Source organism: Halomonas sp. DN3 (assembly GCF_024137905.1).
In the GTDB taxonomy this organism is placed as follows: domain Bacteria; phylum Pseudomonadota; class Gammaproteobacteria; order Pseudomonadales; family Halomonadaceae; genus Halomonas; species Halomonas litopenaei.
In genome coordinates, this window is the sequence record NZ_CP099965.1 from 4,432,087 (window position 1) to 4,445,568 (window position 13,482).

The 13,482-nt window shown below is 66.3% G+C and carries 8 protein-coding genes; all 8 read right to left on the reverse strand.

The window, feature by feature from the left end; translation table 11 throughout:
• Window positions 1–42: 42 nt before the first annotated feature.
• On the reverse strand, window positions 43–918 hold the full coding sequence (locus NKF27_RS19240) for a DMT family transporter (RefSeq protein ID WP_045993504.1): 876 nt from the start codon (window positions 916–918) through the stop codon (window positions 43–45).
• A 240-nt stretch (window positions 919–1,158) separates the two neighbouring features.
• Complete coding sequence (locus NKF27_RS19245; RefSeq protein WP_253554364.1) at window positions 1,159–2,691, reverse strand: D-alanyl-D-alanine carboxypeptidase; 1,533 nt, start codon at window positions 2,689–2,691, stop codon at window positions 1,159–1,161.
• Window positions 2,692–2,899: 208 nt separating this feature from the next.
• Window positions 2,900–5,770, reverse strand: a complete 2,871-nt coding sequence (locus NKF27_RS19250; protein WP_253554366.1) for an HD domain-containing phosphohydrolase — start codon at window positions 5,768–5,770, stop codon at window positions 2,900–2,902.
• Between the two features lie 140 nt (window positions 5,771–5,910).
• Window positions 5,911–8,760, reverse strand: a complete 2,850-nt coding sequence (locus tag NKF27_RS19255) for an HD domain-containing phosphohydrolase (RefSeq protein ID WP_253554368.1) — start codon at window positions 8,758–8,760, stop codon at window positions 5,911–5,913.
• A gap of 160 nt (window positions 8,761–8,920) precedes the next feature.
• Window positions 8,921–9,682 carry a sulfite exporter TauE/SafE family protein gene (locus NKF27_RS19260; RefSeq protein WP_253554370.1) on the reverse strand — a complete coding sequence of 254 codons (762 nt, stop codon included), beginning with the start codon at window positions 9,680–9,682 and terminating at the stop codon, window positions 8,921–8,923.
• A gap of 267 nt (window positions 9,683–9,949) precedes the next feature.
• Window positions 9,950–11,287, reverse strand: coding sequence for a VOC family protein (locus NKF27_RS19265; RefSeq protein WP_253554371.1), 1,338 nt, complete (start codon window positions 11,285–11,287; stop codon window positions 9,950–9,952).
• A 284-nt stretch (window positions 11,288–11,571) separates the two neighbouring features.
• Entirely contained in the window at window positions 11,572–12,300 is a 729-nt protein-coding gene (locus NKF27_RS19270; RefSeq protein ID WP_045993549.1) for an amino acid ABC transporter ATP-binding protein, read from the reverse strand.
• Window positions 12,301–12,377: 77 nt separating this feature from the next.
• Window positions 12,378–13,454 (reverse strand): amino acid ABC transporter permease, encoded by a 1,077-nt coding sequence (locus tag NKF27_RS19275; RefSeq protein WP_045993550.1) that lies wholly within the window; start codon window positions 13,452–13,454, stop codon window positions 12,378–12,380.
• Between the last annotated feature and the right edge of the window lie 28 nt (window positions 13,455–13,482).

The following is a 13,482-nucleotide window of genomic DNA, read 5'->3' on the forward strand; positions in this document are numbered from 1 at the left end:
AGGCCGCGTAAGCATTGCGAACATGCGCGGCCGGTCGACGACTCAGGCCGAGGGGCGGCGCTTGAGGCTGGTGCGCCCCTCCTGGTAGGCGATCGCCAGGCCGCTGGCGATGATCAGGGTGCCGCCGATCAGCACCCCGAGATCCGGCACCTCGTCCCAGATCATCCAGCCGAGCAGGACCGCCCACAGCATGGCGGTATAGTCGAAGGGGGCGGCAATGGCCGCCGGGGCGTGACGAAAGGCCAGGGTAATAAAGGCGGTGGCGCCGACCCCGAGCACCCCGGACATGAGAAAGGCCGGCCAATGCTCCAGCGCCGGCGCCTGCCATACCAGCGGCAGGGCGACGCCAGTCACCACAAAGGGCACCAGGGTCATGTAGAACACCATCGCCCACAGGTGCTCGCGGGCGCCGTAGCGCCGAGCGGTGATCATCATCAAGGCATAGAACACCGCCGCCCCGAGCATCGACAGGGCACCCAGCGAGATGCCTTCACTGCCTGGACGCACGATCACCAATACACCGGCAAAGCCCACCAGCGACGCCAGCACCACCGGCACGCTCACCCGCTCACCCAGCAGCGGGACCGACAGCAGGCTGACAAACAGCGGCGCGGCAAAGGCGATGGCGGTGCCCTCGGCCAGCGGCATCATCGTCAACCCCAGCACGAAGCAACCCATGGTGCCGGTATAGATGAGGCCACGGATCAGATGCACCCCAGGACGTCGGGTCGACAGGGTGCGCAGGCCGCCCCCCTGGTGCGCCAGCAGCATGATCAACGGCAACGACACCAGGGTGCGAAAGAAGATGATCTGCAGCGGCGAATGCACCTCGCCGAGCCACTTGGAAATGGCGTCGCCGAGCGCCAGGCACAGCACGCCAAGACACATGAACCCGATACCCTTGAACGATGACCCCATGCTCTCCTCCCTGTCCGCAGCGCTGATGGCAAGTGGCTCACGACCACCACTTACCTGACCCAAAAACGAACCCCGCCGGCACGGGGCCGACGGGGGTAACAGGGACAACGTTAGGGGGCGAACGCTTCGCTGGCAAGAACAGACGCACCAGAACTGTGCACTGGTGTATGCCATACAGCAAAAGGCCCGCCGGAGGCGGGCCTTGTCGGAGAACGACGTGAAGCCGGCGCGAACTGACGCTTAGAGGCTGGCCTGAACGACCATGCAGTCCATGCCCTGCTGCAGCAGTCGCCGACAGGCCGAACGGGCCTGGCCTTCCTGCAGGTCCACCACGCGGGCACGGTAGATGTTGGCATTGTCGGCTCGCGCCACCGCTACCCGGGCGTGGGCCATCTCGCCTGCCAGACGATCGGCCGCCTGGCTGGCCTGGCTGCGCGCGCTGTCCATGTCGCTGAACGCCCCCACCTGGACCCCCCAGTCGCCGGTCTGCGCGATGGTGCTGTTCGCATTCGCGCTGGTGGTGTTCGTGCTGGCCGCGCTGGACGGCGCGCTCGACACGGAACTCGACACAGGGCGAGGCTCAGGCCTCGCCGCTGCCGCGTCGGGCACCGAGGCCGCCACCGGAATCGATGCCAGGGCGGGTGCCGAGGCACTCGGCTGGTCGATCAGGTTGCGCAGCGGGTCGGGACCGGACGAAGAACGACGCGAATCGGAAATGATCGGGGCGGCGGACTCGAAGCGCACCGGCGCTGTCGCCGACTGGCGGCTGGCCAGCGTCGGCGTGGCCGGACGAACCACGGTCTCGACCCGTGACGGCCGCACCGCGGTCGATGGCACCTGAGCGACACGGCTCGGCGTCGGCGCAGAGATCAACCCACGCTGGCGAGGCGCCATCAGTTCGCCACCGGAGACGTCGGTATTGGCAAGGAAACCACGACCGTCGACCAGCGAAGCCCGCAGGAAGCCGCGGTCGAGCAGGCTCATCATCTGCTCATCCCTGGAAGCGGCGGTGTAGCCGCCCATGACCACCGCCACCATGCGCCGCCCATTGCGCGTGGCCGAGGTCGCCACATTGAAACCGGAGGCGCGAATGAAGCCGGTCTTGAGACCATCGGTGCCCGGGTACTTGGTCAGCAGACGGTTGTGCCCGGTATGGCGAGTGCCACGCCAGGTGAACTCGGTAAGAGAGAAGTAGGGGTAGTACTGGGGGAAGTCCAGCATCAGACGACGCGCCAGGATGACCATGTCCCGCGCCGTGGTGACCTGGCCGGAGTTGGGCAGGCCCGAGGCATTGCGGAAGGTGGTGTTGTTCATGCCCAGGCTGCGCGCCTTGCGGGTCATCATGTCGGCGAAGTGCGACTCGGAACCGCCCAGGGACTCGGCCACCACCACCGCCACGTCATTGGCGGAGCGCACGACCAACGCCTGGATGGCCTTCTCCACCGGGATGCTGTCACCGGGCTTGAGCCACAGCTTGGTCGCCGGCATCGAGGCCGCATGGGAAGAGACCGGCAGCGGCTGGCCCAGACTCATGGTACGACCGTCCAGAGCCTCGAACAGCATATAAAGGGTCATCATCTTGGTCAGTGAGGCCGGATAGCGGCGCTCATCGGCGTTTTCCGCGTACAGGATCTCATGACTCTCGGCGTCCACCACGATGCCTGCGTAGCGCGGATTGCCTGCCTGGGCGGACTGCACCACCATCAGACAGGTCACCACCAGCGCCACCAGCATCGTCAGCGAACGCCACCCGGAATTCCTTGTGGTCACCATTTATCCAAACCCCTGCGATTTCCAGACTGCACTGACGGCATTATGACCCACTTAACCGGCCTGTACAGGCCAAATTGACGAGCGTTCACCATCATTCTCGGCATTATATAGACCATTTCGGGCGAACCAGCCGTTCATGCAGGCGCCTTTGTCGTCGTCCACTTGGGCAAAAGCCGGGGCGGGCCTACTCCTGCGCGCTTGCGTCAGGTCAAACTCCCGCACGGGCCAGCAGCGCCTCGGTATCAACGCTATCACGCTGGGCCGGCGTCAAGAAGCGTTCGGCGTAGTCGCTGTAGATACGCTGCTCCAGCATCAGCCGGAAGATCTCGGGGTCCAGATGGCCCTCCCGCACCATGTCGGCCAGCGTCGCCAGTGCCCGGGAAAGGGTCATGGCCGACTTGTAGGGGCGGTCCGCGGCGGTCAAGGCCTCGAACACGTCCGCCATCACCATGACCCGCTCCTCGAGGCTGGCGTCCTTCATCGCCAGTCGGCGTGGATAACCGGTACCGTCCATGCGCTCGTGATGATTCCCGGCGATGGCCGGGACCCGACGCAGGTGCGCGGGCCAGGGCAGCGCCTCGAGCATCATGATGGTCTGGACCACGTGCTCCTGGATGCGGAATCGCTCGACCTCGTTGAGGGTGCCGCGGGACACCCTGAGATTGAAAAGCTCGCCCTGATGGCCGGCCAGTTCACTGGGCCGCATGTCGAAACGCCAGACATTGTCGGGGTCGTCCGGCGCCACCGCCGGGCGAGAGCGGTGCCAGGGAATCTCGTGACGTGGCAGGTCGGCCAGCAGGCGCTCCTCCGCGGGCAGCCTGCGCAGGGGTTCGCGGGACATGCGCTTGAGCTCATCTCGCGACACCCCGAGCCGATCATCGAAGTGCCGCCACCAGCGCCACTCGGCGATGACGGTCAGGCGCTCCAGCAGCTCATCGCTGATGGCCTCGCCCCCCCGATTGGCCTCGGCCACGCATTCAAAGGCTGCGATCAGCTCCTGCTGTCGCGCATGGCGCCGTCGCTCCAGCGTCACCGGATCGCCACCGTGGGCGCGCCCCTGCCAGTAGGCCATGTCGGCATCGCGCCACAGCACCTCGAAGCGGGTGCGAATCTCATGGATACGGTCGTAGCGGGCCTCGAGCTTGGTGGCCTTTTCCATCACCTCGTCGGGAATCGCCAGCTTGCCGCAGTCATGCAGCCAGGCTGCCAGATGGAAGGCGCTGCGGCGGGTCGCGTCGAAGTGAGTCTCGGCGTATACCCCGTGCTCGCTGCGATCGATGCCCTCGACGATCATCTCCGCCAGTACCGGCACTCGTGAGCAGTGGCTTCCGGTATGCGGCGACTTGGCGTCGATGGCATGGGCCACCAGCTGGACGATGCCCTCCAGTAGACGCGCCTCACCACGCAGCAGTCGCCTCAGGTCGATGGCCACCGCAGCCGCCGCCGACACTTCGGCGACGAAGGCACGCCAGTGAGCGTCATCATCGTCCAGCGAGCGCCGCGCCAACGCCAGTAGACCCAGCGTCGCTCCCTCCCGGTTACGCAGCGGCTGCAACAGATAGCCGGCCGCCTCAAAGCGCTCGATCAGCGCCTCGAGCTCGGCCTCGGAGCCTTCCTGCAGTCGCAGCTCCCGACTCCGGGGGTCCGCATCGGGATCCCTCGCCTCCCCCTCCCTGGCGATCCGAGCGAAGCGTCCCTCGTCCTGTTCATCGGCCAGATAGATGGCGCCGGCGCGACTGCCGGTGCCGCGCAGCAGATCCTCGAGGATGCTGGTCAGCATGCGATCCAGGCGTGGCTCGCTGTTGAGCACCCGGGTGATGCGTCCAAAGCCCTCGATACCACGCGCCAGCCGGCGCAGTGCCACGCTGAGCCCGCGCACCTCGGTCACCCGCGAGCCGACACCGTCGCAGGCGGAAAAATCGTAGCGCCCGAGCGCCTCGACCTGTCCGGACAACTCCCGCAGCGGACGCCCCAGTCGTCGTCCCAGCAGTACCCCCAGCGGCAACAAGGCCAGTGTCACGGCCCCCGCCAGCAACGAACTCTCCAGCATCATCTGGCGCACATCGGAGGTCAGTTCGTCTTCCGGGACCGCTGCAATCAGCCGCGTGGCCTCCCCCCCCAGGGTGACAAAGGGCAGCACCAGCCCCCACCACTGGCGACCGTCATGGGACAACCGCCGCGGCGGCTGGTCGACGTTCGTGGTCGACAATTGCGCCAGCACCGGCATGGCCAGATCCTCGAAAGAAGACAATTGGCGGGCGTTGCCGAGCCCGGGATCCAGTGAGGTGTCCAGGGTAGTCGCCAGCGCCTGGCCGGAGGCGGTGACCACCGCCATGCGCGTCTGCGGCGTCAACCGCAGATTATCCAGGCCGATGCCAAGGTCCCGCGAGGCGACATCCAGGCCGACCACGGCGTCACCGCTGCGGCGCGCCATGCTGATGCCGATTTCGCCAGTGTTGAAAAACACATAGGGAGCGGTCAGGAAAGGAGCGTCACCCTCGGGTGCCTGCTGAAACCAGGGACGGCTGCGCGGATCGAAGAAGTACTGGTCGAGTCGCTCGCGCCCGAGCGGAGCAAGCGATGGATCGAACAGATGCCATTCACTCTGCGGTGGCTGGCCAGGGCGTGCATCCACCACCAGCGCCAGGTAGGCCGCGTCCTGGCCGCCGCTATCGACCAGGTCGGGACGCTTGCTCTCCAGCATGCGATCCACCGCGCGAAACATCAGGAAGTCGCCGCTGCCATAGCCGATGTAGACGGCGTCGACCAGTCGATGGGCTTCCAGCGCCGCCCTCATCAGCGGCAACGCTGCCAGCCGGCCGTCCCAGTCGTCGGCCTCGCCCGGGGCCCCGTTGGCCAGCATGTCGATGGCCACCCGTGCCGGCCTCACCAGCGCCTGGGTGCGCGCCTCCAGGGTGTCGACCAGCTGAGCCGAGGTCTCTTCCAGGGTCGCCCCCAGCGTGCGCTGGGACTGGTGCCAGGAGAACCCCAGCAGCGCCACCGCCATCACCACCATCACCCCGACGATAACGATACCGATCAGCCACTGCACCGGAATGACGAGTCGATGGCGGTACATGGTCGGACCTCTCGTGACGAGGCAAACGGGACTTTCAAGCGTGACGAAACGCCCTAAGCCGAAAGGGGTAGCGCTCTCTCCACTATATGTGCAGATCTGCAGACGCGTATCCCGAACACAGCAGCAGGCTCCACGTTAGGTCAACGCCGAGCTCGGGCCCGGATGGCATCGATATCGACCTGGTCGATCTGTCGGTCGGCCACAAAGGTATCGGCGTAGCGCCGCCACACGCCGCTATCCAGCAGCAACTCGAAGACCGCCGGGTCCAGGTGGCCGTCCTTGACCATGTCAGCCAGGATCTCCAGTGCGCGGGACAGCGGCAGGCCATTCTTGTAGGGACGATCGGAGGCGGTCAGCGCCTCGAACACATCCGCCAGCGCCATGATCCGCTCTTCCAGGCTGGCCTCGCCGAGTCGCAGCCGCCGCGGATACCCCTGTCCGTCCATGCGCTCATGGTGATTGCCGGCGATCTCCGGCACTCGCTTCAGGTGAGCGGGCCAGGGCAGAGACTCGAGCATGATGATGGTCTGGATCACGTGCTCCTGCATGCGGAAGCGTTCGACGTCGTTGAGCGTGCCTCGGGCGATGCACAGGTTGTAGAGCTCCCCCTGGTGCTCCGCCAGGGACGGCGGCTCCATCGAAAAGCCCCAGTGATTGTCGGGGTCCTCGGGATGCACCGGGGGACAGGGACGCTGCCAGGCAATGCGATGACGGGGCAGATCGGCAAGCAGACGTTCTTCTGCAGGCAAGGCGCGACGGGGTTCTTCGGCCATGTTGTCCAGTTCGGCCCGTGACAGCCCCAGGCGGTCATCGAAGTAACGCAGCCAGCGCCACTCGCCGATGGTCTTCAAGCGCTGGCAGTCGGCCTCGCCCATCGCCTCGCGGCCATGGTTGGCCTCGGCGACGCAGGCGAAGGCCTCCTGCAGCTCCTGGCGCCGACGCTGCAGTACCTGGTCAAGCTTTGTTGCCTCGCCCCCCTGGGCGATGGCACGCCAGTAATCGAGTTCGGCGTCTCGCCACAGCACCTCGAAGCGGGTGCGGATCTCGTGGATCCGGTTATAACGGGTCTCGAGCTTGGTGGCCTTCTCCATGATGTGGTCTGGGGTGGTCAGCTTGCCGCAGTCGTGCAGCCACGCCGCCAGGTGGAAGGTGGCGCGCTCTTCCTCGCTGAGGTGAACCGCAGCAAAAGGGCCCTGGCGCGCCCGGTCCACCTCATCGATCAGCATCTCCGCCAGCTGCGGTACCCGGGTACAGTGTCCCCCGGTGTGGGGTGACTTGGCATCGGTGGCCCTGGCGACAAGCTGAATCATGGCGTCCAGCAGACGCGCCTCGCCCTCGAGCAGGCGGCGCATGTCGATGGCCACCGCCGCCACCGATGACACCTCGGCGACGAAGGTGCGCCACTGGTCATCATCCTGACCACCGTCCCGGTGCGCCAGCAGCAGTATCCCGAGACGCTTGCCGGCGCGGTCGCGCAGCGACTGCACCAGATACCCTTGCGCCTCCAGCGCTCGCCGCACCTCCAGCAGAGGGCCCGAGTCCTGGTCGACCTCGAGCGTCGCCGGCAAGGAGGCATCGCCCCATCCCTGACCCGCCTCGGCGACCGGCGACAGGCGGCCAGAACTGTCCTCGTTGGCCAGATAGATGACCCCGTGGTGGCTGCCGGTGACGTTCAACAGCTCATCGAGGATGCCGTCGAGCATCACGTCGAGTCGGCGCTCGCGTCCCAGCATGCGATTGATGCGCCGAAACTCGCCGACGCGGTGCACCAGAGTGTCCAGCGCACCGGACAGGTGAGCCACCTCGCGCACCCGGGAGTCGACCCCGCGATAGGCATCGAGGTCGAACTCGGAGATGGTCCGTACCTGCTCACCCAGTTCGCGCAGTGGGCGCCCGAGTCGGCGACCCAGCAGGATGCCGAGTGGCACCATCAGCGTCACCAGCCCCAGCGACAGCAACAGACGGTGCCACAGGGATTCACGCAGGCTCGCCATCAGCTCCCGCTCCGGCATGGCCACCAGCAGCCAGGCCAGTCGACTGCCGAGCATGTCGAAGGGCAGCGCCAGCCCCCACCAGTACTGCTCACCACAGAAGTAGCGGACCGGCGTCGCCAGCACTCCCTGATCCTTGAGCTCGATCAACGGCGCCTCGCCCAGATCCTCCAGCGAGGTCCCCGGCAACAGCGCTGCATCCTTGTCCGCGTTGTGGGCGAGCACATCGCCCTCGGGGGTAGTGATGGCCAGCAGTGACCCCTGGGTGGTGGCAAACGCATGGATTTCCTTGCCGAGATCCGCGGAGGTCATGTCGATGCCAAGCACGGCGCGTCCGTCACGGGATCGCTGGGACAGGGTGACGCCCTGCTCACCGTTGGTGAAGAAGGTATAGGGCGCCGATAGCTGCGGGCCGTACTCGTCCAGCGCCTGACGAAACCAGGGGCGATCGCGCGGGTCCAGGCCGTGGCTCTCGATGGCGATGCGACGTAGCTCCCTCGCCTCATCGTCGAGTACCTGCCAGTAGCCAGCCAGGCCTTGCCGCCTGTCGCCGTGCAGGATCAGCGCCAGGTAAGTGCCACCGGCCAGGTTCAATGAGTCGGATACCGCCCCGGGCGACAGTCGCTCGATGGCGCGAACCATCAGAAAGTCGCCGTTGTCGGAGCCGATGTAGGCGCCTCCCAGCACCTCCTGGGCGTCGACCACCGCCGCCAGCATGGGCAGTAGATGATCGCTTCGGGCACTGTCGAAGTTCTCGATGCTCGTTTCTCTGCTCAGCACACCGAGCATCGCCCTGGAAGGTTCGATCAACGAGCGGGTCTTGACCTCCACCGTCGCCGACAGCTGCTGGCTGGATCGCTGCAGCGCCTCGACCAGCGAGTCCCGAGCCTGATCCCACGACTGCCACAGCAGCAGACCGGCCATCATCAGCGTCATGCCGACGATGGAGGCGGCGATAAGCCATTGGATCGGGAGTTCACGGCGGGCAAATAGAGGCATTGAAGGGCTCTAGGGTGGCAGTCGACCAGCGGTGACGACTACCTATCACTCTATGCCAATTCAGCCGCTCTGGAGCGGGGGGCAACTACCCCCTATGCACTACTTCGCCCACATCTTTCGTCTTGGCCCTCGCCCATGGCGGCCGTGCCTGCCCAGACGTTCAGGTCAGCAGCCGCGTCATGCCCAGCCACACCAGACGCAGCGACAGCGCGGTCAACACCACCCGGAATCCGGTGTCGAAACGCCGCTCCGACACGTGATGCAACAGGCGCAGTCCAAGCCAGGTGCCCAGCACCCCGACGCCGATCATCAGCAGGATCAACCACAGCCAGTCGGCGAACAGGAAACCGGCGACGCCGAAGACGAAGGCCTTGGTCAGGTGCTGGAAGGTCATGCAGGCGGCGAAGGTGGCCACCGTACCCTGGCGGGAGTTTCCGGTCTGCTTGACGAAGGCCGCCACCATGGGCCCACTGGCGCCGACAAAGCTGGACAACAGGGTAGTGACGGCACCGGCGATCAGGGTGCCCAGGCGGCCCAGGGCGCGCTTGGGCAGCCCCGGCCCCCACAGGGTATAGAGCACAAAGGCGGCGATCGACAGCTCCAGCACCCCGCTGGGCAGGCGAATCAGCAGCCAGCCGGCCACCAGGGCGCCGACCAGGGCTCCGGGGACAAAGGTCGCCAGCAGCGGCCAGTGAACGTGCCGCCAGCTCATGGCCAGGCGTCCGCCATTGGAGCCAAGCTGGACCATGCCATGCACCGGGATCAGTGCCGCCGCCGGCATCACCTGGGCCATGGTCATGATCAACAGGGTGCCGCCGCCCACGCCCAGCGACGCGCTGATCATCGATGTGACACCGGACAGCAGGATCAGGCCGAGACTGACGACGGGGGACAGCGGCGAGATAGCGGCGAGCCACTCCATGGCGACAAACTCCTGAGACAAGAAAAGCCAGAAGCTTACCTTTGTGTGCCACGGCTCGCACTCGCTGACGACCCGCCCGCCAACATCGCCTCGCTACCCGCAACGCCAACGCCAACGCCAACGCCAACGCCAACGCCGATCGATCTTCCGGGCGGAAGATCGATCGGCGCGGGTACTTTCCGTGAAGGCAAGAGCCGTGACGACAGGATCAGCGATGGGCACATTCAGCGGCTGATACAGAGAAGAGGCTCAGGCCAATCATCAGGATCAGCGTTTCAGGCCAAGCGCCGCCAGGGATTCGCGCTCGCGGCGGGCGTAGAGCTCGAGTTCATCGCGCACCGAGGCCCCCAGCGCCGCCTCGAAGGCGTCGCGGTTGGCGTTGCCCTGCCCCACCGCACTCTCCTCACCGCCCAGGTTGGACTGGAAGATGCCCGCCGCCGACACCGGCAGGAAGTCCTCGTAGGTCAGCGGCTCGGCCACCACCTTGCCGGCGGCGATCTGTGCCTCCACAGAGGCGTCACCGTCGAACTCGTCCAGCGCACGGTAGACGAAGTAGGCCAGGCCCTCGCGGCGCAGGGTGGTCTCGTCATCGGGGAAGTCGGCGAAGACCTCGGCCAGGCGTGCCTGATGGGCGGCGTTGTCCAGCCCCTGGGTCGCCTTGCGGGCCTCGCCCAGCAAGCGGTCATAGAGCGCCCGGCCCTTGGGGGTCAGGGCCACGCCACGCTGCTCGATCTCGCCGAAGCGGGCGGTATGGCTACCCTCGGCGTCACCGACGAAACGGGTGGTCTCTTCCAGCGCCTTGAAGCTGGTCTGACGCAGCAGGATCGGGCAGGCGCGCCGGGGCGGGCCCTCGATGACCGCCTTGGGCGTCATGCCATGCTCGGGCATCCGGCGCTGGGCTTCGTCGATATCCAGGGTCCGCGGCGTCAGGTGATTGATGTGCGGGCCACGGAAGCAGACCACGTCGGCGATCAGACGATGGGCCGAGTGCAGCCGCTCGTAGGTGGCGCGGTCCACGGTGGCGTCCTGGTGCCAGCGGAAGGTCTCCAGGGCTTCGGCGACAAAACGCTCGGCCTGTTCCTCGGTGAGGCCACCCTGCTGCTCGAAGGTGGCGATCAGTTCACGCACCCCCGGGGTGAAGATGTCGCGCTTGGCCAGGATCTCGCTGGCCAGGGTGCGCAGCTCGACGTCCTCGATCAGCTCAAGGCGCAGCAGCGAGGTAAACAGGCGGAAGGGATTGCGCGCCAGGGCCTCGTCGGAGACCGGGCGAAAGGCGGTGGAGTGCACCGGCACCCCGGCCTCGGACAGGTCGTAGTAGCCCACCGGGAACATCCCCATCACCGCGAACAGGCGCCTCAGGGTGGCGAGTTCCTCGGCCGTGCCCACCCGGATCGCACCGTGACGCTCGACGCCCAGGCGAGCGTGCTCGCCGCTGGCCTCGAGCCGCTCGGCCAGCGCCGGATCAGCCTCGAGGGTCTGCCGATTCACCTGCTCGACCAGTGACAGCAGGGTGCCGTACTGAGGCACCTCGGCCTGGTACATGGCCGACATGGCAGAGGCAAAGCGGTCACGAATCTCGTCGGCGGTCACAAAGTCGGAAGACATCCGGGCTCCTATCGGTTGGCAGGCGGTGATGCCACCGATAAGACCAGAGCGGGGAGGCGGCGACAAACGAAAATTATCGCTGGTTGTATTCCTTAAAGGAATGCCACGGTGGTGGTCGCCGCCATCGCTCTCGACACTCCGCGCCTTTATCGGCGCAGTCTCTCTCGCAGCGACGCCATGGGAGCCACCCCGCGCTACCAGTCCTCCAGCTTATGTGCCTCGCCTGCGGTACCACCCGTCCGCCTTGCCGCGCTCTGCGGGAGCAAGCGCGCAGCCAGGGCGCCTCAGTGCCCCAGGATCTGACTCAGGAACAGCTGGGTACGCTCCGAGCGCGGGTTGTTGAAGAACTCCTGGGGCGGCGCCTGCTCGATGATCTGGCCCTGATCCATGAAGATCACCCGGTCGGCCACGGTCTTGGCGAAGCCCATCTCGTGGGTCACGCAGAGCATGGTCATGCCTTCCCGGGCCAGCTCGATCATCACGTCCAGCACCTCCTTGATCATCTCCGGGTCCAGCGCCGAGGTGGGCTCGTCGAACAGCATCACCTCCGGGCGCAGACACAGCGCGCGAGCGATGGCCACGCGCTGCTGCTGGCCGCCGGACAGCTGACCCGGGTATTTGTGGGCCTGGTCGGCGATCTGCACCCGCTCGAGAAACTCCATGGCGGTGGCCTCGGCCTCGCGCCGGGGTTTCTTCTGTACCCAGGTCTGGGCGATGCAGCAGTTATCGAGCACCGACAGGTGAGGGAACAGATTGAAGTGCTGGAACACCATGCCGACGTGCCGGCGGATCTGTTCGATGCGCTTGACGTCCTGGGTCATGTGCACCCCACCCACGGTGATGCGGCCCTGCTGGTGTTCCTCCAGGTGATTGATGCAGCGGATCAGGGTGGATTTGCCGGACCCCGAGGGCCCGCACACCACGATGCGCTCCCCTGGCTGCACGGTCAGGTCGATGTCGCGCAGCACGTGGAAGTCCCCGTACCACTTGTTGAGGCCGTCGATCTCGATCATCGGCGTGTTCGAATCCGCCGTGGTCGCCGCTTGAGCAGACATGGCTGCCTCCCGATCAAATTTGTTGTTGTGGGCCGTCAATGGCCGGTATGTAGACGCCGTTCGATATATTGGCTGTAACGTGACATGCCGAAGCAGAAGATCCAGAACATCAGCGCGGCGAACACGTAGCCCTCGGTGGCGAAGCCCAGCCAGTTGGTGTCGGTGAGCCCGGCACGGATGATCGCCAGCAGGTCAAACAGGCCGATGATCAGCACCAGCGAGGTGTCCTTGAACAGCGCGATGAAGGTGTTGACGATGCCCGGGATCACCAGCTTGAGCGCCTGGGGCAGGATGATCAGGCCCATCCGCCGCCAGTAGCCCAGGCCCAGCGCCTTGGCGGCCTCTTCCTGGCCTCTGGGTATCGCCTGCAGGCCGCCACGCACCACCTCGGCCATATAGGCGCTCCAGAAGAACATGATGCCGATCAGTGCGCGCAGCAGCTTGTCGAACTCAACCTCGCTGGGCACGAACAGCGGCAGCATCACCGAGGCCATGAACAGCACCGTGATCAAGGGCACGCCGCGCCAGAACTCGATGAACACTACCGACAGGCTGCGCACCAGTGGCATCTGCGAGCGCCGGCCCAGCGCCAGGATCACCCCCAGCGGCAGCGAGCCGACGATACCGACGATGGCCACGGTCAGGGTCAGCATCAGCCCGCCCCACTCACGGGTGGGCACCGCCGGCAGGCCGAAGTGGCCTCCCAGCAGCAACAGCCAGGCGATCACCGGAAAGCCGACCAGGGCGAAGATCACCACCCAGCGCTTGGCCGGCAGTCGGGGAATCATCAGCCAGGCGATGGTGGCCACCAGCAGCGCCAGGGTGATATCGACGCGGTAGCGCTCGGTCTCGGGGTAGAAGCCGTAGACGATGGTCTCGAAGCGAGCGCTGATGAACACCCAGCAGGCGCCCTCGCCGGTGCAGGCTTCGCGGGTGGTGCCGATCCAGTCGGCGTCGATCAGCGCCCACTGCACCAGCGGGGACAGCGCCCATACCAGCACCGCCAGGGTGATCAGCGAGACCACCGAATTGAGCGGGGTCGAGAACAGCCGACTGCGCAGCCAGCCGGTGACACCATGGCGCGCCACCGGCGCCGGCCGGGCGGCGATCATGGAATGCTCGGTGGACGCGGCAGCCGGC

Excerpts from the sequence above, each read along its gene's own strand:
- NKF27_RS19240 (WP_045993504.1), bottom strand. The coding sequence starts at position 918 with ATGGGGTCATCGTTCAAGGGTATCGGGTTCATGTGTCTTGGCGTGCTG.
- NKF27_RS19245 (WP_253554364.1), bottom strand. The coding sequence starts at position 2,691 with ATGGTGACCACAAGGAATTCCGGGTGGCGTTCGCTGACGATGCTGGTG.
- NKF27_RS19250 (WP_253554366.1), bottom strand. The coding sequence starts at position 5,770 with ATGTACCGCCATCGACTCGTCATTCCGGTGCAGTGGCTGATCGGTATC.
- NKF27_RS19255 (WP_253554368.1), bottom strand. The coding sequence starts at position 8,760 with ATGCCTCTATTTGCCCGCCGTGAACTCCCGATCCAATGGCTTATCGCC.
- NKF27_RS19260 (WP_253554370.1), bottom strand. The coding sequence starts at position 9,682 with ATGGAGTGGCTCGCCGCTATCTCGCCGCTGTCCCCCGTCGTCAGTCTC.
- NKF27_RS19265 (WP_253554371.1), bottom strand. The coding sequence starts at position 11,287 with ATGTCTTCCGACTTTGTGACCGCCGACGAGATTCGTGACCGCTTTGCC.
- NKF27_RS19270 (WP_045993549.1), bottom strand. The coding sequence starts at position 12,300 with ATGATCGAGATCGACGGCCTCAACAAGTGGTACGGGGACTTCCACGTG.
- NKF27_RS19275 (WP_045993550.1), bottom strand. The coding sequence starts at position 13,454 with ATGATCGCCGCCCGGCCGGCGCCGGTGGCGCGCCATGGTGTCACCGGC.